Below are 24,934 nucleotides of genomic sequence, written 5' to 3'. Positions count from 1 at the left end.
GCGGGCGGGGACGCGGGGAGGTAAGAAAGAACCATGTGGCATCCGGCGACCCCCATCCTCAATGCGCTCAGCTATCAGCCGGGCGATCGGCGGATTCTGGCGACTCCGGAGATGTATGGCATCGCCTACGAGGAGCTGTCGCTCCGGACGGCGGACGGCGAGACCATCGATGCCTGGTTCGTGCGGGCGGCGGTGGAGCCGCTGGGGCACATCTTGTTCGCGCACGGGAACGGCGGGAATATCGGGGATCGGTCGCCGATGCTGGCCATGCTCGCGGCGGTCGGGTTCGATGTGATGATTTTCGATTACCGCGGGTATGGGCGCAGCACCGGGCGGACGGGCGAGCGTGGGACGTATCTGGACGTGCGGGCGGCGCGGGAGGCATTGCTCGCGCGGCCCGGTGTGGATGCCAACCGGTTGGTGTATCTGGGAAAGTCGCTCGGCGGCGGCGTGATGCTCGAGCTGGCGAATGCCTTTCCCCCCGCCGCGCTGCTGCTCATGTCGACCTTCACGGGTATGCGGGACGCTGCGGTCGCGGTGTATCCGTTCCTGCCGAAGCCGTTCGTGCCCGACGCCTATCCCAGCCTGCCGCGGATTCGCACTCTGACCTGCCCGGTCATGATCATGCACGGCGACATGGACGAACTCCTGCCCGTACAGATGGGCCGCGACCTGTACGCCGCCGCGCCCGAGCCCAAACAGCTGGTGATCTATCCCGGCGGCATGCACAACGACCTCATCGGATTCCCGGGCTGGGCCGAGACGGTGGCGACCTGGGCGGCCGGGGTGCTGCCGCCCAAGCGCCTCACTTCCGGATGATGTTGGCGAGGAATTCCGCATTACTGCCGGTCTTGCGCAGGCCGTCGAGGAGCAGGTCGAGGGCGCGCTGATCGTCCAGTTCGGCCAGGGTGCGGCGGAGCCTGTCCACGGCGAGCCGCTCGTCGGGGGCGAACAGCAGTTCGTCACGGCGGGTGCTGGACTTGGCGATGTCCACGGCCGGGAAGACGTGGCGGCTCGCCAGTCCGCGGTCGAGTTTGAGCTCGGCATTGCCGGTGCTCTTGTACTCCTCGAAGATGACGGTGTCGGCGAGCGAACCGGTTTCGACCAGGGCGGTGGCGATGATGGTCAGCGATCCGCCGTGTTCGATATTGCGGGCCGCGCCCAGGAACCGCTTCGGCGGCGCCAATGCCATGGAATCCACACCGCCGGAAAGGATTCGGCCCGATGCTGATCCGGTCATGTTGTAGGCGCGGGCCAGCCGGGTCAGGGAGTCGAGCAGGACGATGACGTCGCGGCCCTGTTCGGCCAGCCGTTGGGCGCGTTCGATGGCCAGTTCGGCCAGGGCGGTCTGTTCGGCCGGGGAGTGGTCGAAGGTCGCGGCGATCACCTCGGCGGGTACCCCGCGCGAGAGGTCGGTGACCTCCTCGGGGCGTTCACCGACGAGCACCAGCATCAGGTGCGCCTCCGGATGGTTGGCGGCGATGCCATGTGCAATCGACTGCAGCACAGAGGTTTTCCCCGCCTTGGGTGGTGCCACGATCAAGGCGCGCTGGCCCTTGCCGATCGGCATCACGAGATCGGTGACGCGGGCGGTGAGCTGGTTCGGCCCGGTTTCGAGTCGCAGCCGCTCATTGGGGTGGATGGGGGTCAGGTCCTGGAAGTGCGGTCGCGGGGAGATCTCGGCGACCGGGAGGTCGTTCACGGTGTCGACCCGCACCAGGGGAGCGAGCTTGCCGTTCTTGGTGTTCGACTGCGCCAGCCCGGTGAGGGCATCGCCGCGGCGCAGGCCGTGGCTCCGGATCAATCGGGTGGGCACGTGGATGTCCTCCGGGCCGGGCAGGTATCCGCTGCGGCGCAGCACACCGCTCTGGCCATGGACATCCAGGATTCCCGTTGCGGGCGTGAGAGTTTCGATGTGTTCGAGGGCCGGGGTCGCGTCGTTGTGGGCGACCCGCGGCGTGGGATCGATGGTGGTCATGAGAGTTCTCCTTGAAGGATCAGGTGACTTGTGCACCGGGAGTGAGTGATTGGTGTGGCCGGATGCGGCCGAAGGCGGTAGAAGACCGCCGGTGACTCCGAGTGGTTCGAGTGAGGTGGTGCAGCTCCGGCTGGGAGCTGCAGCGCCACCGGATAACCGGCTCGGGGAGGGAAGAAATCGCGTGGGAGGGACTCGGCGTCGACCTGCATCCACGGGATTGCGACGCCCTCACCGTACGCTGTCCCCGAATCCCGCGCAATGTTCCGTTGCCGGCGCGCTGTGCCGGACCCCCGCGATGCGTAGCCTGGAACCCATGAGCGATGCCAATGAACTCGTGGCGTTGTTGGCGCAGTTGCCGGACGCCGAACTCGCGGCGGTCGTCGAGGCCGCCACCGACGGCAAGGCCGGGCTGGCCGCGCTGCACGCGGTGGCACAGTCACTGGCGGCCACCCTGGGTCATGCGCCGGATGTCATCGATGTGACTCCGGACACGCTGCCCGTGGAAAGCTATCCGCAGTCTGAGACGGTCCCGGCATCCGGGCAGGTGGGAGCGGGTCCCGTGGTCACCGGGATACCGGTACCGCCTGCGGGTATCCCCGCAGGTCCGTCGATCGGCGGGTATACCTCCGGCGGCGTCCCTACTTTCGAGTCAGTTCGCGATAAGGTCGAGCAGCGCTACGGGACATCGCAGGGGATGGGCGAACTCGATCGGCAGACACCAGTGGGCCGTAGCGTCGAGGAACAGTGGGATGCGCGGGCGAAGGCCGCGCGGGAACGTCTGGAACAGATTCGAAAATCGGTGCACGGCAACGATTCCGAGTGATCAGGCGTTCCATCTTCAATTGATGGGTGGAACCTTGACCGAGTCCGATACGCCGTCGCGGACGCCACGCGAAATCGCCGAGAAGCTCCTGGATCTGCAGGTCGACTTCATTGTCGCCGAGGTCAGCGGTGACCGCTTCGCCGAAGTGATCGCCCGCGACGTGGAAGCCGTGGTCGGTGTCGCCGACACCATCATCTTCCGCGATGTGGTGGAGATCGATCAGGCCAAGCAGACCGTCGCCAATGTCATCGACCTGATCGGCGGCAGCCCGGTACTCGGCGACATGGTCGGCACGCTGGCCGATTCGCTGTACGAGAACATCGCCGGGAATCATGACTACACCCTCGGTGACGTGGTGGACCGGGAGCCGGTCGAACAGCTGCTGGAGAAGCTCTTCGGCATGCACCAGGCCCAGGAACGCATCCTGGAACGGCTGACCGAGAGCCCCCTCATCGCGACCGTGGCCGCCAAGTTCGTGGACAAGCTGGTCGACGATCTGATGGAGACCAACAAGCAGATCGCCTCGAAGATTCCCGGCGTCGGCTCCCTGGTCTCCATGGGCACCAATGCCGCCAAGTCCGCCCGCAAGGCGGCGGAGAAGGCCGGCGGCACCTTCATCGGCGAAATGGCCGGTAAGGGTGCGCAATTCGCGCTCAAGCGCACCAACAACGCCATTCGCGAAATGCTGCGCGATGCCCCGGTGCACGACGCGGCCATGGAATTCTGGGACCTGCACGCCGGTGAGCCGGTCAGCGGCCTGCGCGAGTACCTGTCCCAGCAGGACCTCCGCGACCTGGCCCTGATCATCCACCGGATCGCGCTGACCACCCGCAACAAGGAATACGTGGGCGTGCTGGTGGACCAGGGCGTCGAGGTGTTCTTCGAGAAGTACGGCGACCACACCCTGGCGGCCATGCTGCCGGAGTTGGGTCTGTCCGAGGCGGTCATCGCCGAGGAGATCCTGCGCTACGGCCCGGCCGTGGTGGAGGCCGCCAAGCGGAACGGCGTGCTGGCCAAGCTGATTCGCGAGCGGCTGGAGCCGTTCTTCCTGTCCGAGCCGGTGCTGGCGGTACTCGCCGGGAACTGACCCGAGTCCGGTGAACAGGGCCGCACGCTGAAACCGCGTGCGGCCCTGTTTCATTCCCTGACGGGGAGCCCGCTCATTCCCTGGAGGGAATCGCGCAGCGCAGCGCACTCGCACAGACTCGATGCCATGACGAACATCGACATCAACGAACTCGCCGACCGCTACCTGGCCACGTGGAACGAGCCCGACCCGGAGCCGCGGCGCAAACTCATTCGCGAACTGTGGGCCGAGGACGGCGCGCAGATTCTCGTCGATCCGCCGGAGGATATGCGAGATGCCGCCACTCGTTTGAACTTTCCGATCCCTTCGCTCGAGGTGCGGGGACATCATGCGCTGGAACGGCGGGTGGAGCGGGCCTACGAGATGTTCGTCGGCCCGGGCGAGCACCGTTTCGTCCAGCGCGGGGAGGCGAAGCTGCTGCTGAAGCAGGTCGTCGCCTTCACCTGGTCGATGGTGACCGACGACGGCACCGTGGTCGGCGGCGGAATGGATGTCCTCGCGCTGGACGAGGACGGCCGCATTCGCACCGACCATCAGCACATCGGTGTCGAGTAGGGCCCCGAGCCCGCGAGTGGGTGCACACGTCCCGGATCGTGCCATGCATGATTGCTTCGACTCGGGCAACGCAAGGTTGCTTCGATCGAAAGGAGCGTCGTGGCCCAGGCTGATCAGTCCCGCACCGACAACGGAGTCGCCGCAGCCCTCAGCGACAGCGTCCTCGCCTGTGGTGACGCTGTCCTGGGCCCGCGGCACAAGTCGCTGCCCCCGGCCGCCTGGGGACTGACCGTCCGCGAATACCTGGCCACGAATCCGCACCTGGACGACCTGCAGACGCCGGTGCTCACCATGGACCGCTCCGCGCTGGACACGAACCGGACCGTCATGGCCGACTGGGCGCGCGCCGCCGGCGTCCGGCTCGCCCCGCACGGCAAGACCTCCATGTCGCCCCAGCTCTGGGCCGAACAGCTCGAGGCCGGCTCCTGGGGTATCACCCTCGCCACCGGCTGGCAGGCCCAGGTCGGCCGGTCGTTCGGCCTCGACCGCATCGTGCTGGCCAACACCTTGGTGGATCCGATCGGATTACACTGGGCAGCAACGGAAATCGCGCATGACCCCGACTTCGAGCTCTACAGCTGGGTCGACGGCGTCGACGCGGTCCGGGAGATGGAGCGCCATCTCGAGTCCGCGCCCGACGGAGTCCAGCTGAACGTCGTGGTGGAACTCGGTGGCCCGCACGGCCGTACCGGTGCTCGTGGCCTGGCCGCCGCACACGCCGTAGCCGAGGCGGTCCACAAGTCATCGCGCCTGCGACTCGCCGGGGTCGGCGGTTACGAGGCCGCGCTCGCCCATGACCGCACGCCGGAGGCCATCGCGGCCGTGCGGCACTACCTGGACGAACTCGTGATCCTGCACCAGGAGCTCATGGCCGCGGGCAGGTACGACGAGTTCGTATTCCAGCCTGTGGCCGGTCGCCCGGTAGAGGAGCCGACCGCGGGGGCAGCCTTCCGCACCGAGGAAACCTCGCTTGCTGCGGCGGATTCCACGGCCGACTCGTCCGCGCCCGCCCGTTCCGCCCTGGATGGATCGAACGCCCGAACTGATCGGCCTCGCCGCAGTGCGATCGTGACCGCCGGCGGCAGCGCATATCCGGACCTCGTCGTGGAGCGACTGGCGGGGCTGGCGGATGAGGAAGGTGCGCACGGGGTTCCGACCACGGTGGTGCTGCGGTCCGGTGCGTATCTGGTGCACGATGACGGCTTCTACTCGGGGATTTCACCCTTGGCCGCGGGACACGCGGAGCATCCGCTGCGGTCGGCCATGCATGGATGGGCACGGTGTGTGTCCCGCCCGGAAGCCGAACTCACGCTGCTCGATGCCGGGCGGCGCGATGTTCCGTTCGATCTGGGATTGCCGGTCCCGCAGCGAATGGCGGGACCGGCGAACACCGGGCTCTCGGCGGGCGCGACCACTTCGCTGCCTGCCGGCGCGCATGTTTCGGCGTTGAACGATCAGCACGCCTTCCTGCGGCTGCCGGGTGCGTCGAATGACGAGGTGCCGGTGGGAAGTGTGGTGCGACTGGGCCTTTCGCATCCCTGCACCGCGTTCGACAAGTGGCGGCTCATCCCGGTGATCGATGACGCCGACGCCGAGCGGCCGCGGGTCGTCGACTTCCTGCACACGTATTTCTGAGCGGGATGTAGGGGCCGAGGTGCTTCGGCCGCGGCGGGTGGACCCCGAGGTCCCGTCCACCGCCGCGACGACGGATGCCTCGCGGCACGTGGCGCGATCCATCGGCGACAGCGATGCGGTCCGCGTTCGTGCCGTCCCCTCGCGGACACCCGGTGTCGCCGTGCGGTGTTCCACACGGCGTGGCAAGCATCCCGATCGGCCCGGGTGCGGGTCAAGGTGAACTTCTGTCCCAATTTGTCCCAGCGAAAATAGCGGCCGGATTGCCATTTTCCTCGGAAGCCAGTTCGCAGGCTGTGTTGATCGTGGGTGTTCCGGTACCTTGTGCGAGGACACAACATGTTTCATGGCTTCTGGAGGTATCGGTGACCGCGGCGCGCTCGGAGATTGCTGACTATTTGCGTAGTCGCCGCGAGGCAGCCGGGCTGACCAGGGCCGAGCTGTCCCGGCTTGCCGGCGTCTCCGAGGCGCTGATCCAGAAGATCGAGCAGGGCACTCGCCAGCCCACCGCGGTCGCCGTCGGCGCGCTGTTCACCGCGCTCCAGGTGCCGGTGCAGGTGCGCGAGCACGTCGCCACCCTGCTGCAGCCCGAATTGGCCAGTTTCGGAACCGAGATCACGCCGCCGGAGCCCTACGAGCTCGACTTCCTGCGCGCCATGCCGCACCCCGCCTGCTTCCAGACCATGCCCGCGGTAGACCTCGTCGCCGCCAATGACGCCTATCTGCGGGCGTTTCCGGGACTCGAGCCCGGCGACGTCATCGTCGAATGGATGCTGCTGGACCCGAGGGCGCGCGAGGTCATCGACGACTGGGAACGCGAAGCACACTTCATGGTGTACGGATTCCGCTACATGGCCTCCGCCACCCACCCGCCCGAACGACTCGCGGCCATTGTCGATCGCTGCAGCGCGGCCCCGGAGTGGGGTCGCTTCTGGTCCACCGAGGTTCCGCCCGAGAAGATCACCCGCCGGCCCGTGCGGGTGCGCTCGCCCGAGACCGGCGAGTGGGTGAGCTACCACATTCAGATCTTCAAATTCGAACTGCCGCAACGCCCCTGGTGGATCTACTCGCTGGTCCCCGCCAATTGAGCAGCGCCGGTGGCGAAATGCTGCCGGTAGCGTTCGGGTGTGGTGGACAGGCGGCGGCCGAAGACCCGGTGCAGGGTCTCGCCGTGGCGGTAGCCGACCTGGCGGGCGATCGCTCCGATGGTCAGCTCGGTGGATTCCAGCAGGCGGCGGGCCGCCTCGACGCGCAGGTCCTCCACGAAAGCCGCGGGCGTGCTGCCGGTTTCGATGCGGAAGGCCCGGGCGAAGTTGCGTTCGCTCATACCCGCGCGGCGGGCCAGTTCGGCCACCCCGAGGTTCGTGTCGAGGTGATCGGGCAGCCACTGCTGCACCGCGCGGATGGCGGGCGTGCGCGCGGGCTGGGTGCGCAGCTGCGCGCTGAACTGGGTCTGCCCGCCGGGACGCCGGGTGAACACCACGTACAGCCGCGCGATCATGGCGGCGACCTCGCGGCCGTAGTCGTCCTCGACCAGTGCCAGGGCCAGATCGACGCCCGCCGACATGCCCGCCGACGTCCAGCGATTGCGGTCACGGACGTAGATGCGATCCGGTTCGACCGTGACCCGCGGAAAGCGCTGGGCCATCAGGTCGGTCGAGGCCCAGTGGGTGGTGGCCCGATAGCCGTCGAGCAACCCGGCCGCGGCCAGCAGCAGCGCGCCCGCGCACACCGAGGTCACCCGCCGCGCCTTGCGGGCCAGGGCGGGCAGCTCCCGCACCACCTCCGCCCCGGCCGGCCCGGAGGCAATGCCGCCCACGACGATCAGGGTGTCGAAGTCGTCACCGGCGGCGATGTCGTGCAGCGAGTGCTCCACCGAGACGGTGAGGCCGCCGTCCGCGGTGATCGGGCGGCCCCCGGGCGAGGCGGTCAGCAGGCGGTAGGGCAGGGCCGCGCCGTCCGAATCCGCCCGGCCGCCGGCCGAACTGATGGGATGCTCCTGCAGGACCTGCGGCAGTTGCGCGGGCGGCCGCTCTCGGACGCCGTTGAGGAGCGCGAACACATCCAGGGGCCCGGCCAGCTCGGACAGCTGCATGCCCTGGTAGACAACGAAAACGATGGTGCGGGGTGCGGGCATCCCGCCATCATCGCAGTCGCCGGGCTCGGCTGCCATGGTCAGTGGCTGACCGATTCGGATGTGCGGCGGGCGGTGTTCCGGTCGAGGAACGGGATGACCAGTTCGGCTACTCGGTCGGCGCACTGCGCGTGCGGGTAGTGGCCTGCGCCCGCCACCAGCGCGACCTGGCCGAGTCCGGGCGGCATGGCGGCCACGACCTTGTCGGCCTCGGCCTCCGGGTCGGCGAAGTCCGGATCCTCGGCGCCCATGAGCACCAGTGCGGGGCAATGAATATCGGCGATTCGGGCATGGGCGTCGGCCGGAGTGGTCGCGCCGGTCTTCATGAATTCCGCCCAGCGGCCGGGCTGCCGCAGGACGGTCCGCAGTCCGTCGAGGTAGCTGTCCTGATCGGCAGGCTTGGTCGGGTACGCGATGTCGAGGTAACGGAACCACCATGTGAAGGACTTCAGCCCCTGCGTGGCGAGCAGGCGCAACATCCCGCGGCGGTAACGGCGGCTGGTGATCATCGTGCCGATATGCAGCTGCTGGGTGAGGGTGAAGGGGTCGATTTCGACGATGGCGCTCACCAACTCGGGGGCCGCCGCCGCCGCAATGGTCGCCGAGCCGCCCGACAGCGAATGCCCGACGATGACCGCGGGACCCCCGAAATGCCGGATGACACCCAGCAGGTCGTGGGCCACGTCGGTGCGGCTGATGGCTTCCTTCCTGGTCACCGAGGGCCAGTTCAGGCTGGATTCGCCGTGCCCGCGCATATCGGCGTTCACCACCCGGTATCCGGCCGCGACCAGCGGCCCGACCAGGTGCCGGAACTCCTGCCGCCAGGTTCCCATGCCGTGCGACAGCACCACCAGCGGTCCGTTCCCGGCCACATCACACGCGATCCGCCCGTGCTCGAGCGTTACGAACTCGGTCATTTCCCGGTCCTTCCAAGCGATTTCGTTCCGGCCGCGATTGCGGCATGCCGGAATTGAACGCCGGAAATGGATCCGGGCCGAGGGCTCGGGCCGGACGGATCAGCGGTGTGGCCGATCCGGTCAGTCGCTGACCGTGTTTCCAGTGCTCGGGACGGTCACCTGCGCCGGTGCGCCGAACCAGGTGGTCAGCGCGTCCCGCAGTCCGGGTTCGGCGGTCGAGGGGGATTCGCCGACCGTTGCGGCCCAGGCGATGTGGGCGTCCGGGCGGATCAGAACGGCATCGGCGGCCCGGTCGCCGGTGGTGGCGGTCCGGATGTCGACGCGGTCGCCCCACTGCTCGGCGATCTCGCGCAGGTCCGCGCGGTCGGCGAGATCGAGCAGCACGGGGCGGGCGTCGTGCAGGGACTGGGCGACGCCGGTGCGCAGGCGCAGATCGGGGAGGAAGGCGCCGGTCAGGGTGTGGCCATTGGGATTCGGCAGCGGATAGCGGATGTCGGCGCCCGCGATCATGGACCCCAGCCGCTGCAGGGCCGGTGCGTCGGTGAGCAATTCCTGGAACAGCGTCCGGAGTGCCTCGGCCGCCGGATCGTCGCCGCGGCGCAGCGCCGCCTGCGCCTGGGTGTGCACCATGGTGCGGGCCGCCGCGAAGGAACGCTCCGCGTGGTAGCTGTCGAGCAGCCCGTCCGGGGCACTCCCGTCGATGTCGGCGGCCAGCTTCCAGGCCAGGTTGACTGCGTCGAGCATGCCCGCGTTGAGGCCGACACCCGTGGCCGGGAACGTGTGCGCGGCATCGCCGGCCACCAGAATCCTTCCGGCGCGGAAGCTTTCGGCCTGCCGTGCCTGGAACTGATAGCGGGACAGGCGGATCGGCTCACCCAACGGCAGGTCGACACCCAGGACGCGTCGGATGCTGTCGCTCAGCTCCGCCAGGGTCATCGGCTCGTTGTCATCGGTCTCGGTGGCGGTGTCCTCGGTGGTCTGCACCATGAGCATGCCGGCGGCGAGCGAGCCGACCGCGAACACGCCGCGATCGGTGCGGGTGAAACCGGCGGGGACCACACCGTGTCCGGCGACGGCCAGATCGCCGTTGTCCAGCATGGTCACCCCGGCTGCCACGGCGACCTGGCCCAGGCGGTTGACCTCCGGATAGGTGATGCCCGGGAAGGAGATTCCCGCCAGCTCACGGACCTTGCTGCGCGCACCGTCGCAGCCCACGACATAGTGGGCGGTCAGCTGATGCGGGCCTTCCGGGCCCGACACCGCCACGGTGACCCCGGTGGCGTCCTGATCGATTCCGGTCACCGTGTGTCCGCGCCTGACCTCCCCACCGCGCTCGCGCACCAGCTCGTCGAGCAGCTGCTCGAGCTGCGGCTGCGGGAGGTGCAGCGCGCGCAGCGGTGGATCCGCCAGTGGGCTCTGGTCCACGTGCAGTCCGCCGAACGGGAAGACCGCCGCCGGAGCGACCGCCGCCCCGGCCGATTCGAACCGGTCCAGTAATCCTCGATGGCTCAGCAATTGCAGGATCTGCCCGCTGAATCCATTGGCCTTGGGGACTGTCCGCAGCAGCGGACTGCGCTCCAGGATCACCGGCCGCACCCCTGCCGTCAGCAGTTCGGCGGCCAGCATCAGACCCGTCGGACCCGCGCCCGCAATGATCACGTCGGCACTCGTCGCACGCACTCGCGCTACTCCATTCCACGGATTTCGGCTACGGCCAGCGATTCTGCGGCATACCGGGGGTCTTGCCGCAAGTCCGGGGGTGCGATATATGTTGAAAAGGGAAGCGGATCACCGCTTCCCTTTGTCGATCGTCATCCGTTGCCGGATGGACTCTTTCGGCTACCGGCCCAGATGGTGGCGCATGAACGCCGCCGCGAAATCGGGCTGGGTCCTGGCCATCTGGTTGTGCCGGCCCGGATTCGCCAGCAACGTCTTCTCCTCCGACGCGAACGCCTCGAACAGGTCGAAGCTGGGCCGGCGGTCGATTTCCTCATCGTTCCAGGCGACCTGGAGCGTGAGGGGGACGGTGATCCTGCGTGCGGCCTCGAACAGCGCGTCGAACACGAAGACGCTGTTGAAGGTCGCGGCCCGGATGCGGGGTTCGGCGGCCACCAGCATCATGCCGATGACGGTGCCCAGGGTGATGCCGCCGTAGCCGACCGGAGCGTCCGGGCCGATCTCCGGCAGCGCCTGCAGCGCGTCCAGGGTGGCCTGCCACTCCGGCACGGCCCGCTCGGCCAGGGACATATTGAACTCGGCGATGATCGAGTCCATGGGTTCTCCGGCCGCCCGCGCCGCGTGCAGCGAGTCGGCCCACCGCTGGTCCTCCTCGTTGCGCGGCCGGTCGCCGTGCCCCGGGGCGTCGATGGCGGCCACCCGGTAGCCGGATTCGGTCACGAAGTGACGCGCCGTCGTCACGAGGTTCGGGGCGCGCTTGTGCACGCCGCCACTGTGACCCAGCAGGATCAGGGGTGCGTTCTCGGACGCGGATTCGGGCGACCACAGTACGCCGGTGATCTCGCCCAGGAGGAAATCGCGTTCACGGACGCCGTCTTCCGACGTCTCCGCGGTGAAGTTCAGGTGCATGATGTTCTGCCTCTCGGAATGCCTTGCAACACAGGCGCTCCCGGCGACAGCTACTTCGTACGCCCAACCGCGACCACGATGGGGAGCACCCACCTCGATACGTCGTTCATGGGTCTCACCTCCTTCGTGATGTCACGGTCGGGCGGAACGGTACCAACCCGGGCGGGAGGCCGCAACCCTGCGATCAGGAGGCGGCCTGCTCGCCGAGCTTGTGGCGCAGCACTTTCCCGCTGGGATTGCGGGGGAGCTCCGGCAGGCGGACGAAGTGCTTGGGCACCTTGTAGCGTTCGAGGCGGGTGCGGATGTGCTGTTTGAGGGCGTCGTCGCCGGGGTCGGCGTCGGTGGTCACCAGGTATGCCCGCAGCACCTGGCCGTACTCGGGATCGGGGATGCCGACCACGATGACATCGGCGACGGCGGGATGCTCGGACAGCGCGTTCTCGACCTCGCGGGGATAGATGTTCTCGCCGCCGGAGACGATCATCTCGTCGTCGCGGCCGTCGATGTAGAGGCGGCCCTGCGCGTCCAGGTGGCCCATGTCGCCGACATTGACGTAGCCGTCGCGCACCTCCTTGATGGGGGCGGAGCCGCCGTGGTCGGCGGTGTAGCCGTTGAATCCCAGGCCGCCGCGCACGAAGATCGTGCCCGTCTCACCGACCGCGGCCAGGGTGCGGTCGGCGCGCAGGATGCGTACGGAGACACCGAGTATGGGGCGTCCGACCGTCTTGGCGGAGTACTCGAGATCGGCCGGGGTGGCGATGGAGATGACGCCCGCCTCGGTGGAACCGTAGCCGTTGACCAGGCGGGGTCCGAAGTGGCGCAGGAACTTCGCGACGGTGTTGGGCGAAATCGGCGCCGCACCGGTCAAAGCCAGGCGCAGGGACGACAGGTCGTAGCGGCTACGGATGTCGTCGGGGAGGGCGGCGAGGCGCTGGATCATGATCGGGACGCCGATGAACACGGTCGCTCTGTGGCGCTCGATATCTGCCAGGGCGAGTTCGGGATCGAAGCGGCGGCGGGTAACCGCTGTCGCGCCCAGAGCAAGCTGGCCGGCCAGTGCGCCGAGGCCGAAACCGTGGAAGAACGGGGGTGCGACGATCGCGATATCGCGGTTGGCCAGGCGGGCCGCCGAAGCCAGCGAGGCGGCCGCCTCCAGCGCGGGACGCAATCCGATCCTGCGGGCGACGCCCTTGGCCATGCCGGACGTGCCCGAGGTCAGCAAGGTGATCCGCGCGGGCTGCCTGGCCGGTGGCGGGGATGGATGCCTTTGCCGCGCAAGCTGGTCCAGGGTCAGCGACTCGGATTCGACCTCGGATTCGCGCCAGCCGCGCACCTGCATTCCGGGATAGCCTGCCTCGGCGATCGCCGGAAGGTACTCGTCGTCGTGGACGAGGACATCGGGCGCGTGCCGTTCCAGGATGCGGGCCAGCTGGGCGGCGGGCAGTTCCGTATTGAGGAAGACCAGCTCACAGCCGAGACGGCTGCCCGCGATGACCGCCTCGAGGAAACCTCGGTGATTGCGGCACAGAATGCCCAGCGTGCGCAGGTCCGGTGAGAGCGAATGCAACGCTGCCGCAATGGTTTCGGAGCGGCGCATGAGATCGCGGTAGGTGACCGCGCCGGATTCGTCGATCAGGGCGATCCGATCCGGGTGGCGGGCCGCGGACACCGCCAGGAGCAGACCGAGCGACGGGCCGTACGCCTGGTAGCCGCGCGCGATCGACACCGCGGCCTTTGGGCCGATCGGGCGTAGCGCACCCGAAGTCGTGATCGCGGAAAGAGCTGTGCCCCAATCGAAGAGCGTTCTATTACGCATCGCTCGCGCCTTTCCCGTTCAGCGCGCGGAGAGCGGCGTCGGTATCACCGAGTCGTTGGTAGACGGCAGTGAAGGCGACCTCCAGCGGCACCCGCAGAAGTGGGGTGAGAACCGAGGTCGCATACCCGTAGGCGGGAATCATGATGCGCGGCTTGGTGATCAGCGCCCGCGCCACGCCCGTCGCGGCCTCGGCGGGGGACTGGCCGGGCATCGCGGACATCCAGCGGCTGGGCGCGCTCATCCGGGTGTGCATGAGCCCGGCGTAGATGGTGGTGAGGGTGACCCCGTCCGGCCGCGCCTCCATGCCCACCGCGCGCATCCACACATCGAAGGCGGCCTTGGAAGACAGGTAGAAACCCCACTTCGGGACGGCTGGAAAGAGCACGCCCACCGTGGAGATGTTCACGATGTGGCCGCTACGGCGCGCCCGCATGCTCGGCAGCAGGGCGAGCGTGAGGCGGATCGGGCCGAGGTAGTTGGCGGTCGAGGTGGCGGTGAGATCCTTCGGCCGGTCGTAGGACAGGTGGATCGACCGGCGTAATGACTTGCCCGCGTTGTGAATCAGATAGTCGACATGGTCGAAACGGGCGAGGATGTCCTCGGCGAAGGCCGCGATCGATTCCGGCTCGGCCAGATCCAGGCGGATCGCCACCGCCTTGCCGCCCGCCGCGGTGATCTCCTGCGCCACCTCCTGTAGCGGATCGACCGAGCGCGCGCCGAGCACGACGGTCGCGCCGGCGGCGGCGAGCATGCGGGCGGTCTCGGCGCCCAGGCCGTGGGACGCACCGGTGACCACGGCGATCTTGCCCTCCACCTCGCGGCGCAGGCGGGCGGGGTCGGAGATGCCGCGCGGGCCGATGAGCCACGCCGCGGCCCGGCCGACAGGCCCGGCCGCCAGGGCATTGTTGGGTCGGTGGAGGAGTTCCACTAGCTCGTCTCTCTTCGTTCGGTGCGCTGTTCTCGTGGTTCGGTGCGCTGCTGCGTGCCGGTCAGGTCCAGCAGGGCGGCGATGGTGCGGGAGGTCAGGGTGATGGACGGGTCGAGCGCCAAAGTCGTTTGCACCGTGGCGAATCCGGCGGCCAGCACCAGGCTCTGCAGCTGAGCACGATCCGGCTCCGGCTCGGTGAGCCAGCGCGCCGTGGCGCCCTCCGCGAAGGCCAGCCACCCGTCCATGGCGATACGGATGGCCGAACTCTCTCCCGCGGAGACGATTTCGGTGAGCAGCGCCGCCACCAGCCGGTCCCGATGCCGCTCGTGCTGTGCCAGCAGCCGCTCGTCGGCCCCCGCGCGCGGCGTCATGATCAACGCGGTCCCGTGCTGCTGCACGAAATCCAGATAGATCCCGAACCCCAGTGTCAGCCGCTCCATCGCGGACCCCCGCAACTCCTGCAGCCGATCCCAGAAGTCCTCGAACACCGCCTCGTGCACCGCCAGATACAACTCGAACTTCCCCCCGAAGTGATATCCGACCGACCCCACCGCGGCCCCCGCCGCCGCCGCGATCTCCGCGATCGACACCTCCTCGTACCGCTTGGCCGAGAACGCGGTGCGCCCGGCCTCCAGCAGCGCCGCCCGAGACTGCCGTCCCCGCCGATTCACCTGAACCGCCCGGGCCCACTTTTTGAATCCCGTTCAACTTTGGCCACCCCCGCAGCCTAACCAACTTCTTGAACCAGATTCAAGAACTGATTCTCAGCAGCTCCCGCCCAGGTCAAAGCGATACCACTCCCGCGGACTAGCCAACTCCCGCAACCACAGCCCGGAATCTCGCCCGACCTTGCCAATCGGCCAACCAGTGGGCCGCCGTCCGTCGGGCAGCAACAGCTCCTCCCGGTCGACCTCGACGATCGCGCCTCCTTCCCGCCGGGCACGGACGATCTCCCACCCGATCGGATCACTGCGACCCACGTGGGGACGGAAGAAGGCGAAACCATCACCCGATACCGCCATGCCGTGGCAGTACTCGACCGAAGTGGCTGTGGTGGAAAGGAATCCACGGGACTCGAGCTCGACCAGTGGAAAGTTGGGGTACGGGCAGGCTCGAACGCGCGCGCGGCCCACATTGAGCGCGTAACAATCCAGCCAGAACACCCCGGAGGTGTGCCGGGCGGCCAGCCAGGGTGCGGCATCCCAGGTGTCCCAGCGGGCCAGGCCGACCGGAAGTTGCAGGGACCGAGTGCCATTCGCGTCGGGCGCCCAGAATCGTGCCTCGTCGAAATAGCTGATCCAGATTCGGCCGTCGGGATCGGTGATCATCTGATCGATGGCATCGCCGGCGTAGAACGACCCGGTCGGCTTGCCCGACGCATCGAAGAGCCGGACATTGTGCGTGAGGTTCAGCCCGTCCGCTGGGACGGGCCCGCGGCGAGTCCATTCATCGGGGCAGGCGCGGGGGATTCGGGCCGCGGCGAGGACGACGCCCGTGCCGAGCGCGTCGAGAGCCGTGAATCGGAGATCGAGATGCCGCAGCGGGATCTCGGTGATGTCGCCGGCGTCGCAGATGGCAACGGTCGCATCGTAATTCGCGCCGGAGGGAGGTGATGTGGATGCCGGTGGCACGGGCTGTGCCGGATCGGCGAGCAATGCCAGCAGGCGGCCGCGGGCATCGATGGTGGAGGCGAGGAGCTCGAGGTGGGCGTAGCGGTCCGGGAGCCGCGCGTGGAGCGCGAGGACGTGGCTAGCGGCCATGGGCCTTTCGGGTCGTCATGGCGGTGATCATTGCATGGTTCAGTTGCCGGCGCGGGTGAGGACGGCTATGGGGAAGTCGCGGGGGCTGAGGGCTCGGTAGGTGGTGAAGTGGGGGTAGGCGGCGGTGAGGGTTTGCCAGTGGGTGGCGTATTCGGTGTCGTCGGTGACTACGCGGGTGGTGACGGGAAAGGTTTCGCGGCCGATGCGGACGTCGGCGTGGTCGGCGGCGAGGAGGTTCTTCCACCAGTTGGGGGTGCCGGGGTTGCCGCCGTTGGAGCCGCAGACCAGGAGGGCGTCGCCGGAGCGGACCAGCATGAGCATGACGGGGCGGGGTTGGCCGGATTTGCGGCCGGGGACCGTCAACTCGAGGACCGGGTGGCCGAAGAGGGTGGCGAAGCGGGTGCCGCCGAAACGGTCGAAGAGGCGTCGGTGCAGGCGGGCGTAGAAGCGGGCGACCGCGCCGAGGTGGGTGCTGGAGTAGTAGTTGAAGCGACCCGCCAGGGTCAGCGGGCCGGAATCGGTGCCGGGCATTGGAGGTCCCCTCGGGTCGGCGGTCGTACGGGCTCAATGTACATGGCGTCCAGTGAGTTGACGTAGTGGCTCCTGAAGGAGGGTGTCGTGCTCGCCCGGTTCGTGATTAGGCTTCGGGCATGAGGATCGGCGCTGACACCGGACCGATGAGCGCGGTGGACGCGTTCGATCGGCTGCGGCCGCTGCTGTTCACCATCGCCTACGAGCTGCTCGGCAGCGCCGCCGACGCCGAGGATGTGTTGCAGGACAGCTATCTTCGCTGGCGTGAGACCGATCCGGCGCGGATCGAGCATCCGCGCGCCTATCTCACCACCATCGTCACCCGGCAGGCGCTGAACCACCTGCGCACCGTGCGCCGCCGCCGCGAGGACTACGTCGGCAACTGGCTGCCCGAGCCCATTCGCACCGAATCCGACGCCAGTCACGATGTGCTGCTGGCCGAATCGGTGTCGATGGCCATGCTGCTGGTGCTCGAGACCCTCGGACCCACCGAACGCGCGGTGTTCGTGCTGTCGGAGGTGTTCGGCCACAGCCTCGTCGACATCGCCGGCATGGTCGGCAAATCCGATGCCACCGTGCGTCAGATCGCGCATCGGGCCCGCGCGCACGTGCGGTCCCGGCGCAAGCGCTTCGAACCCGACTCCGAGACCAGCCGCGAGGTGATCGACCGGTTCCTGCGGGCCACGCAAACCGGCGACCTGCAGACCCTCATGGATGTGCTGGCCCCCGATATCGTCCAGATCTCCGACGGCGGCGGCAAGGTGAGCGCGGCACGCCGCCCGGTCGTCGGCGCCGAGCGCGTCGCCCACTATCTGATCGGGCTGAGCCGGAAGGCCATGGCGGACATGACCGTCGAGGTCGGCACCTACAACGCCCTGCCCGCCCTGCTGCTGCGCACCGCCGACGGACGCCTCGACACCGTCGAGCTGATCGAGACCTCCGGCGACCGCATCACCGGGCTGTACGCCATCCGCAACCCGGACAAGCTGGGGACCGCCGAACTGACGCGCGCCCTGGAACGGTGAGCCGGATGCTCAGCGGCCGCTGAATCGTTGTGTGACTGGGGATTTCAGCGGCCGGCCGCAGGTGGATCAGTTCACGCAGGGGATATTCGAACCGATCTGGGTGGTGACGGGCTTGCCGGAATCGGGTGCGTCCGTGGTGGTGTCGGTGGCCGCGGCGCTGGTCGAGGAGCCGCCCGCGGTGGTGGTCGGACTGGTGGTGGCGGCGGTCGGGTCCAGCGACGCCGGAATCTCGAGATCCGCGCCGACGACCAGCTTCACGTGCCCGCTGGACACCTCGGTGGACGGGCTCACCGGGATCCCGCCGAACATCTCCGACAGCTGCTTGGCGTCGGTATCGGCGCCGGTGCCGTAGTAGACCGTCGAGGTGGTGCCGTCGGCGTAGGTGGCGTTGGCGACGTCACCGGCCGGGAATCCCTTGGCGGTCAGCAACTTCGACACCTTGGCGGCCTGGCCGGGCGTGCCGCTGGCATTGGCCACGTCCAGCGTCGAGGTGGGCGTGGTGGCGGGTGCGCTGGGCGCGGCCTGGGTGGAGACGCCGAACGCCTCGCGCACCGTCTTCTTGATGGCGACCGGATCGATGACGTTCACGTCCTGGCCGTCGACCGTGTCGTAGCGCAGCACCGGCAGCGTGCGGAACTCCACCGTCGGCTTCTCCGCGCGGCCCAGCGTGGTGGCGAAATCGATGAGGCTCCAGCCGTCCGACAGCACCACGTCCTTGTGCGCCACATCCATCAGCGCCTTGAGCCGGCCCGGGTTGCCCAGCGTGCCCGAACTCTTCATGGAATTGGCCACCGAGGTGAGGAATGCCTGCTGCCGGTGGGTGCGGTCGAGGTCGCCGTTCTCCAGCCCGTGCCGCTGCCGCACGAACGCCAGCGCGTCGGAGCCGTCCAGGTGCTGGGGCCCGGCGGGGAACTGCGCCCCCGAGTAGTAGCTGTCGTCCACGGCGTGATTGAGGCACACGTCGACGCCGCCGAGCGCGGTCGCGAGATCGTAGAAGCCGGCCAGGGAGATCTCCGCGAACCGGTTGATGGGTACGCCTGTGAGCGCTTTCACAGTCTGAACGATGCTGGCGCGGCCCGCTTCCCGGCCCTGACGCTCCAGGTCGGGCCCTTCGGACATACCCTTCGCCTTGAGCTTCTCCTCGACCGTGTACTTCTTGAGGCCGTAGGACTCCTTGATCTTGGCGTGGTCGTAGCCCGGAATGCCCTGCACCGGAACGTAGTCGTCGCGCGGGATGGAGAACGCGATGATGTGCTTCATATCCTTCGGAATGTGCACCAGGATAAGCGAATTGGCGTTGTAGCCACCCTCCGAGCCGTCACCGGCGTGCAGCTGGTCGAGGATCTCCTTGGGTAGGTCGTTGCCGTTCAGGTCTTTCCGGGTGTCCAGGCCGATCAGCAGCATATTGATGTCACCGTCGAGGTTGACGTCCTCCGGTGAGATCGCGCCCGAGCGGACGAAGCCGGCGTCGAAGTCGTTGCGGCCGTACCAGACCAGTCCTGTTACGCCGATCACACCCGCGGCCACCAGTGCTGTGATGCCGCGTCCGGCGAGGCGCAGGCGCTTGTCGCGCTCGAGCTGGGCCGCGGTGCGCTCGGGCTTGCCGCCGCTGCGATCACGCTTGCCATCGGTGCGTCGCTTGTCCGCGCGCCGGCTGGTGGAGTCCGCCTCGGCACGCCGCGAACGGCGGGGAGTCGGGTTTGGCGTCTCCGGTGCCCGGCGGGTGCGGCCCGGCTGGGGGCCGACGACCGGCAGCGGTTGGGTGGCGTCGTCGTACATGGCGCTGTCGAGTGTGCCGTAAGCGGCGCTCTCTGTCAGATTTCCGCCCCGTTGTGAATGAGCTTGCACAGTCGTGCATAATCATCACATGGTGGATACCTCGAACGGGCCCCTGCGGGTCGCGGTAGCTGGTGCGAGCGGGTACGCGGGCGGTGAAGTCCTGCGCCTGCTGCTCGGTCATCCAGCCTACCGAAGCGGCCGCCTCGAGATCGGGGCGCTGACCGCGGGGTCCAATGCCGGTACCACCCTGGGTGAGCTGCAGCCACATCTGCTGCCGCTGGCCGATCGGGTGCTCGCGCCCACCACCGTCGAGGAGCTCGCCGGCCACGATGTGGTCTTCCTCGGCCTGCCGCACGGGCAGTCCGCGGCGATCGCCACGGCGTTGCCGGAATCCACGATCATCATCGACTGCGGCGCCGACTTCCGGCTCACCGACCCGGCGGCGTGGGAGAAGTATTACGACACCCCGCACGCCGGCAGCTGGCCCTACGGATTGCCCGAGCTGCCCGGCGGGCGCGAGAAGCTGCGCGGCGCCACCCGGATCGCCGTCCCCGGCTGCTACCCGACCGTGTCGAGCCTGGCGCTGGCCCCGGCCGTCGCGGCCGGAATCATCGAGCCGCGCGTGAATGTGGTTGCGGTGAGCGGCACGTCGGGCGCAGGCCGCAAACTCGATGTGGGCCTGCTGGGCTCGGAGGTGATGGGCTCGCTGCGGGCCTACGGCATCGCGGGCGCGCACCGGCACACCCCCGAGATCGCGCAGAACCTGAAGGCCGCCACCGGATCCGGCGCCGACGTGAGCGTGTCGTTCACCCCGGTGCTGGCCCCGCTGCCGCGCGGCATCCTGGCCACCTGCACCGCCCCCACCACCGTGGACGCCGCCACCGCCCGCGCCGTCTACGAGAAGGCCTACGCCGACGAGCCTTTCGTGCAGCTGCTGCCGGAAGGCGTACTGCCGCAGACCGGTTCGGTGCTCGGCTCCAATGTCGTCACCCTCCAGGTCACCGTGGACACCGACGCCGGGCTGCTGGTGGTCATCGGCGCGATCGACAACCTGACCAAGGGCACCGCGGGCGCCGCGGTGCAATCGATGAATCTGGCTCTCGGAATCGACGAGACCGCAGGACTTTCCACCGTAGGAGTGGCACCGTGACGATCGAGAACGGCAAGCTGGTGCGGACCCAGGGCGTCACCGCACCGCTGGGCTTCCGGGCCGCGGGCATCGCCGCCGGCATCAAGAAGAGCGGCAAGGCGGACCTGGCGCTGGTGTTCAACGAGGGCCCGGAGTACGCGGCCGCGGGCGTGTTCACCCGCAACAAGGTCAAGGCCGCGCCGGTGCTGTGGTCGCAGCAGGTGCTGACCGGAGGCCGCCTGCGCGCGGTCATCCTGAATTCCGGTGGCGCCAACGCGTGCACGGGCCCGGGCGGCTTCCAGGACACCCACACCACCGCCGAGGAGCTGGCGAAGGCGTTGAGCAACTGGGGAACCGAGACCGGCGCGGGCGAGATCGCGGTCTGCTCCACCGGTTTGATCGGCGACCGGCTGCCCATGGACAAGCTCATCCCGGCCGTCACCGAGATCGTGCACGAGATGGGTGGGGGCCTGTCCGGCGGCGCCGAGGCCGCGCGGGCCATCATGACCACCGACACCGTGCCGAAGGAAACCGCCTTCCATCACCAGGACAAGTGGAACGTGGGCGGCATGGCCAAGGGCGCGGGCATGCTCGCGCCGTCGCTGGCCACCATGCTCGTGGTGCTCACCACCGATGTGGTCGCCACCCCGCAGCAGCTGGACGAGGCGCTGCGCAATGCCACGAAGTACACCTTCGACCGGCTCGACGTGGACGGCTCCTGCTCCACCAACGACACTGTGCTGCTGCTGGCCAACGGCGCCTCGGGCGTCACCCCCAGCCAGGCGGATCTGAACGCGGCCGTGCTCGCGGTCTGCGACGACCTGGCCGAGCAGCTCATGTCCGACGCCGAGGGCGTCACCAAGCGCGTGCACATCACCGTGCAGGGCGCGGTCAGCGAAGAGGAAGCGCTCATCGGGGCGCGGGCGCTGGCCCGCGACAGCCTGGTCAAGACCGCGTTCTTCGGCTCCGACCCGAACTGGGGCCGGGTGCTGGCGTCCATCGGCATCGCGCCCATCGAACTGGATCCGAACCGGGTCTCGGTGTCGTTCAACGGATCTCCGGTGTGCATCGACGGCGCGGGCGCGCCGGGCGCCCGCGAGGTCGACCTGTCCGGGCCCGACATCCAGGTCCTGGTGGAGCTGGGTCTGGGCGACGGCGCGGCCACCGTCCGCACCACCGACCTCTCGCACGGCTACGTCGAAGAGAACTCGGCCTACAGCTCATGAGCGATGTGGTGAAACAGCTTTCGGCCCTCGACAAGGCGCACGTCCTGGCCGACGCGCTGCCGTGGCTGCAGAAGTTCCGCGACAAGATCGTGGTCGTGAAGTACGGCGGCAACGCCATGGTCGACGACGAGCTCAAGCGGGCCTTTGCGGCCGATATGGCGTTCCTGCGCACCGTCGGCGTGCACCCGGTGGTGGTGCACGGCGGCGGCCCGCAGATCAGCGCCATGCTGAAGAAGCTCGGCATGACGGGCGAATTCCGCGGTGGCTTCCGCGTCACCACGCCCGAGGTCATGGACGTCGTGCGCATGGTGCTGTTCGGTCAGGTCGGCCGGGAACTGGTGGGGCTCATCAACGCCCACGGCCCGTACGCGGTCGGCATCTCCGGCGAGGACGCCCGGCTGTTCACCGCCACCCGCCGCACCGTGCAGGTCGACGGTGAGGCCACCGATATCGGCCTGGTCGGCGACGTCACCGAGGTGAAGCCGGAGGCCGTGCTGGATCTCATTGCGGCGGGCCGGATTCCGGTGGTCTCCACCATCGCCCCGGACGCCGACGGCGTAGTGCACAACATCAATGCCGACACCGCGGCGGCCGCGCTGGCCCAGGGCATCGGCGCGGAGAAGCTGGTGGTCCTCACCGATGTCGAGGGCCTGTACACGAATTGGCCCGACCGGTCCTCGCTGACCAGCCGCATCGACACCGACGAGCTGGCCAAGTTGCTGCCGTCGCTGGATGAGGGCATGGTGCCCAAGATGGAAGCCTGCCTGCGCGCCGTGGAGGGCGGCGTTCCCACCGCGCACGTGATCGACGGGCGCGTCGCCCACTCGGTCCTGCTGGAACTGTTCACCGGGGAAGGCATCGGCACGATGGTCACCCCCGCACAGGAGATCTCATGAGCACAGCCGACATCCAGCAGCGGTGGAACACCGCGCTGATGAACAACTACGGCACCCCCAAGGTGGCGCTGGTGCGCGGCGCCGGCGCGGTCGTCTACGACGCCGACGGCAAGCGCTACCTCGACTTCCTGGGCGGCATCGCGGTCAACAGCCTCGGCCACGCCCACCCCGCCATCCTGTCCGCGGTCACCCAGCAGCTCGGCACCCTGGGCCACGTCTCGAATCTGTATGCCAGCGAACCGGTCATCGAGCTGGCCGAGCGGCTGCTCGCGCATTTCGGCGACGGGCACGGCAAGGCGTTCTTCTGCAACTCCGGCACCGAGGCCAACGAGGCCGCCTTCAAGATGGCGCGGCTGACCGGGCGCCGGAAGATCATCGCCTGCGAGGAGGCCTTCCACGGCCGCACCATGGGCGCGCTCGCACTGACCGGTCAGCCCTCGAAGCGGGAACCGTTCGAGCCCATGCCGCCCGGCGTCATCCACGTGCCCTACGGTGACGCGCTGGCGCTGGCCGCCGCCGTCGACAAGGACACGGCCGCGGTGTTCCTGGAACCCATCATGGGGGAGAGCGGCGTCGTGGTGCCTCCGGCCGACTACCTGGCCAAGGCCCGCGCCATCACCAAAGAGCAAGGCGCGCTGCTGATCCTGGACGAGGTGCAGACCGGAATCGGCCGCACCGGCGCGTTCTACGCGCACCAGGCCGCGGGCATCGTGCCCGATGTCATCACCCTGGCCAAGGGGCTGGGCGGCGGCCTGCCCATCGGCGCCGTGCTGGCCCAGGGCCCGGCCGCGGAGCTGCTGCAGCCGGGCATGCACGGCACCACCTTCGGTGGCAATCCGGTGTGTGCGGCGGCGGCACTGGCCGTGCTGCGGACCATCGACGAAGACGGCCTGCTCTCGCACGTGGAGACGGTGGGCAAGATCCTCGTCGACGGGATCGAGAACCTCGGCCACCCGCTGGTCGACCACGTGCGGGGCGCCGGTCTGCTCATCGGCATCCAGCTGACCGCCGATGCCTCCACGGACGTGGAGCTGGCCGCCCGGGAGGCCGGGTACCTGCTGAATCCGGCCAAGCCCAACGTGATTCGCCTCGCTCCGCCCCTGGTGCTCACCGAGACCCAGGCGGAGAACTTCCTGTCCGACCTGCCCGGCATCCTCGATGCCGCCCAGGCCCAGAAGGAGACCAAGTGACCATCCGGCATTTCCTGCGTGACGACGACGTCACCCCCGTCGAGCAGGCCGAGATCCTCGCGCTGGCAGCGGAACTGAAGGCCGCGCCGCAGTCGCGGCGGCCGCTGGAGGGCCCGCGCGGCGTCGCGGTCATGTTCGAGAAGAACTCCACCCGGACCCGGTTCTCCTTCGAGATGGGCATCGCCCAGCTCGGCGGGCACGCCGTCGTGGTCGACGGCCGCGACACCCAGCTGGGACGCGAGGAGACCCTCGCCGACACCGGCCGCGTGCTGTCGCGGTACGTGGACGCCATCGTCTGGCGCACCTTCGAACAGGCGCGCCTGGACGAGATGGCCGGTGCCGCAACGGTTCCCGTGGTCAATGCGCTGTCCAACGAGTTCCACCCCTGCCAGGTGCTGGCGGATCTGCAGACGCTGAAGGAGCGCAAGGGCTCCGACCTGAGCGGCCGCAACCTCACCTACCTCGGCGACGGCGCGAACAATATGGCGCACTCGCTCATGCTCGGCGGCGTCACCGCGGGCATGAACGTGACCATCGCCGCCCCCGAGGGTTTCGAGCCGTTCGGCTGGATCGTCGACGCCGCCCAGAAGCGGGCCGCCGAGACCGGCGCGACCATCACCATCACCCATGATCCGCAGGCCGCGGCCGAGGGTGCGGACGCGCTGGTCACCGACACCTGGACCTCCATGGGCCAGGAGAACGACGGCCGCGACCGCGTCGCCCCGTTCCGTCCGTTCCAGGTCAATGCCGGGCTGCTGGCCCGCGCGGCCGCGGATGTGACCGTGCTGCACTGCCTTCCGGCACACCGCGGGGAGGAGATCACCGACGAGGTCATCGACGGCCCGCACAGCGCGGTCTGGGACGAGGCCGAGAACCGCCTGCACGCGCAGAAGGCGCTGCTGGTGTGGCTGCTGGAGCGATACCAGCGAGGCGAGAGGTGAG

23 protein-coding genes are annotated in these 24,934 nt (G+C 68.7%); 12 read left to right on the top strand and 11 right to left on the bottom strand.

The features are described from left to right. The first annotated feature begins 33 nt into the window (after window positions 1-33). A complete protein-coding gene (locus ACQP1O_RS30090; protein ID WP_433561797.1) occupies window positions 34-819 on the top strand; it encodes an alpha/beta hydrolase in 786 nt (261 codons plus the stop codon). Here ACQP1O_RS30090 and rho read toward each other — a convergent pair. After that, on the bottom strand, window positions 806-1,978 hold the full coding sequence (gene rho, locus ACQP1O_RS30085; protein ID WP_433561796.1) for a transcription termination factor Rho: 1,173 nt from the start codon (window positions 1,976-1,978) through the stop codon (window positions 806-808). The genes ACQP1O_RS30090 and rho overlap by 14 nt on opposite strands. A gap of 313 nt (window positions 1,979-2,291) precedes the next feature. Between rho and ACQP1O_RS30080 the strand changes: the two genes are divergently transcribed. The 5 genes from ACQP1O_RS30080 (at window position 2,292) to ACQP1O_RS30060 (ending at window position 7,163) form a co-directional block, all read left to right on the top strand. Beyond that, window positions 2,292-2,801 carry a PspA/IM30 family protein gene (locus ACQP1O_RS30080; RefSeq protein ID WP_433561795.1) on the top strand — a complete coding sequence of 170 codons (510 nt, stop codon included), beginning with the start codon at window positions 2,292-2,294 and terminating at the stop codon, window positions 2,799-2,801. 22 nt (window positions 2,802-2,823) lie between these two features. After that, entirely contained in the window at window positions 2,824-3,888 is a 1,065-nt protein-coding gene (locus ACQP1O_RS30075) for a hypothetical protein (RefSeq protein ID WP_433561794.1), read from the top strand. A 126-nt stretch (window positions 3,889-4,014) separates the two neighbouring features. Next, a complete protein-coding gene (locus ACQP1O_RS30070; RefSeq protein WP_433561793.1) occupies window positions 4,015-4,443 on the top strand; it encodes a hypothetical protein in 429 nt (142 codons plus the stop codon). 99 nt (window positions 4,444-4,542) lie between these two features. Next, window positions 4,543-6,078, top strand: coding sequence for an amino acid deaminase (locus tag ACQP1O_RS30065; protein ID WP_433561792.1), 1,536 nt, complete (start codon window positions 4,543-4,545; stop codon window positions 6,076-6,078). 362 nt (window positions 6,079-6,440) lie between these two features. After that, complete coding sequence (locus ACQP1O_RS30060) at window positions 6,441-7,163, top strand: helix-turn-helix domain-containing protein (protein ID WP_433561791.1); 723 nt, start codon at window positions 6,441-6,443, stop codon at window positions 7,161-7,163. Here ACQP1O_RS30060 and ACQP1O_RS30055 read toward each other — a convergent pair. The 9 genes from ACQP1O_RS30055 to ACQP1O_RS30015 all read right to left on the bottom strand — a co-directional run bounded on the left by ACQP1O_RS30055 (window position 7,139) and on the right by ACQP1O_RS30015 (window position 16,747). Beyond that, window positions 7,139-8,248: a GlxA family transcriptional regulator gene (locus tag ACQP1O_RS30055; protein WP_433561790.1), complete on the bottom strand. Its 1,110-nt coding sequence runs from the start codon at window positions 8,246-8,248 to the stop codon at window positions 7,139-7,141. The genes ACQP1O_RS30060 and ACQP1O_RS30055 overlap by 25 nt on opposite strands. 2 nt (window positions 8,249-8,250) lie before the next feature. Next, the gene (locus tag ACQP1O_RS30050; protein ID WP_433561789.1) at window positions 8,251-9,126 is read right to left on the bottom strand and encodes an alpha/beta fold hydrolase; all 876 of its coding nucleotides are present in this window, start codon (window positions 9,124-9,126) and stop codon (window positions 8,251-8,253) included. A 120-nt stretch (window positions 9,127-9,246) separates the two neighbouring features. Continuing rightward, a complete protein-coding gene (locus tag ACQP1O_RS30045) occupies window positions 9,247-10,806 on the bottom strand; it encodes an FAD-dependent monooxygenase (RefSeq protein ID WP_433561788.1) in 1,560 nt (519 codons plus the stop codon). A 159-nt stretch (window positions 10,807-10,965) separates the two neighbouring features. Next, window positions 10,966-11,706 carry an alpha/beta hydrolase gene (locus tag ACQP1O_RS30040; protein WP_433567844.1) on the bottom strand — a complete coding sequence of 247 codons (741 nt, stop codon included), beginning with the start codon at window positions 11,704-11,706 and terminating at the stop codon, window positions 10,966-10,968. Between the two features lie 190 nt (window positions 11,707-11,896). Further along, window positions 11,897-13,528 (bottom strand): AMP-binding protein, encoded by a 1,632-nt coding sequence (locus ACQP1O_RS30035; RefSeq protein WP_433561787.1) that lies wholly within the window; start codon window positions 13,526-13,528, stop codon window positions 11,897-11,899. Continuing rightward, the gene (locus ACQP1O_RS30030; protein WP_433561786.1) at window positions 13,521-14,456 is read right to left on the bottom strand and encodes an SDR family NAD(P)-dependent oxidoreductase; all 936 of its coding nucleotides are present in this window, start codon (window positions 14,454-14,456) and stop codon (window positions 13,521-13,523) included. The genes ACQP1O_RS30035 and ACQP1O_RS30030 overlap by 8 nt, the downstream gene beginning before the upstream one ends. Then, a complete protein-coding gene (locus ACQP1O_RS30025; protein WP_433561785.1) occupies window positions 14,456-15,127 on the bottom strand; it encodes a TetR/AcrR family transcriptional regulator in 672 nt (223 codons plus the stop codon). The genes ACQP1O_RS30030 and ACQP1O_RS30025 overlap by 1 nt, the downstream gene beginning before the upstream one ends. A gap of 93 nt (window positions 15,128-15,220) precedes the next feature. Beyond that, window positions 15,221-16,216, bottom strand: a complete 996-nt coding sequence (locus ACQP1O_RS30020; protein ID WP_433561784.1) for a hypothetical protein — start codon at window positions 16,214-16,216, stop codon at window positions 15,221-15,223. A gap of 39 nt (window positions 16,217-16,255) precedes the next feature. Continuing rightward, window positions 16,256-16,747 carry a nitroreductase/quinone reductase family protein gene (locus ACQP1O_RS30015; protein ID WP_433561783.1) on the bottom strand — a complete coding sequence of 164 codons (492 nt, stop codon included), beginning with the start codon at window positions 16,745-16,747 and terminating at the stop codon, window positions 16,256-16,258. A 119-nt stretch (window positions 16,748-16,866) separates the two neighbouring features. Between ACQP1O_RS30015 and ACQP1O_RS30010 the strand changes: the two genes are divergently transcribed. Then, window positions 16,867-17,772: an RNA polymerase sigma-70 factor gene (locus ACQP1O_RS30010; RefSeq protein ID WP_433561782.1), complete on the top strand. Its 906-nt coding sequence runs from the start codon at window positions 16,867-16,869 to the stop codon at window positions 17,770-17,772. A gap of 66 nt (window positions 17,773-17,838) precedes the next feature. Here the strand turns inward: ACQP1O_RS30010 and ACQP1O_RS30005 are convergent, their stop codons facing one another. Continuing rightward, entirely contained in the window at window positions 17,839-19,551 is a 1,713-nt protein-coding gene (locus ACQP1O_RS30005; protein WP_433561781.1) for an LCP family protein, read from the bottom strand. An 88-nt stretch (window positions 19,552-19,639) separates the two neighbouring features. On the opposite strand from ACQP1O_RS30005, the gene argC reads away from it, so the two are divergent. Genes argC through argF form a run of 5 tightly spaced genes read left to right on the top strand, consistent with a single transcriptional unit; the run spans window position 19,640 to window position 24,933 of the window. Next, window positions 19,640-20,701: an N-acetyl-gamma-glutamyl-phosphate reductase gene (gene argC, locus ACQP1O_RS30000; RefSeq protein WP_433561780.1), complete on the top strand. Its 1,062-nt coding sequence runs from the start codon at window positions 19,640-19,642 to the stop codon at window positions 20,699-20,701. Continuing rightward, window positions 20,698-21,906, top strand: a complete 1,209-nt coding sequence (gene argJ / locus ACQP1O_RS29995; protein ID WP_433561779.1) for a bifunctional glutamate N-acetyltransferase/amino-acid acetyltransferase ArgJ — start codon at window positions 20,698-20,700, stop codon at window positions 21,904-21,906. The genes argC and argJ overlap by 4 nt, the downstream gene beginning before the upstream one ends. Beyond that, a complete protein-coding gene (gene argB / locus ACQP1O_RS29990; protein ID WP_433561778.1) occupies window positions 21,903-22,802 on the top strand; it encodes an acetylglutamate kinase in 900 nt (299 codons plus the stop codon). The genes argJ and argB overlap by 4 nt, the downstream gene beginning before the upstream one ends. Further along, window positions 22,799-23,992, top strand: coding sequence for an acetylornithine transaminase (locus tag ACQP1O_RS29985; protein WP_433561777.1), 1,194 nt, complete (start codon window positions 22,799-22,801; stop codon window positions 23,990-23,992). Before argB ends, ACQP1O_RS29985 begins: the two co-directional genes overlap by 4 nt. After that, window positions 23,989-24,933 carry an ornithine carbamoyltransferase gene (gene argF, locus ACQP1O_RS29980; RefSeq protein ID WP_433561776.1) on the top strand — a complete coding sequence of 315 codons (945 nt, stop codon included), beginning with the start codon at window positions 23,989-23,991 and terminating at the stop codon, window positions 24,931-24,933. Before ACQP1O_RS29985 ends, argF begins: the two co-directional genes overlap by 4 nt. Window position 24,934: the final 1 nt, after the last annotated feature.

Source organism: Nocardia sp. CA-151230, assembly GCF_050942175.1.
GTDB lineage: Bacteria > Actinomycetota > Actinomycetes > Mycobacteriales > Mycobacteriaceae > Nocardia.
The sequence above is the reverse complement of the archived record's forward strand: the minus strand, read 5'-3'. Positions and strand labels throughout refer to the sequence as shown.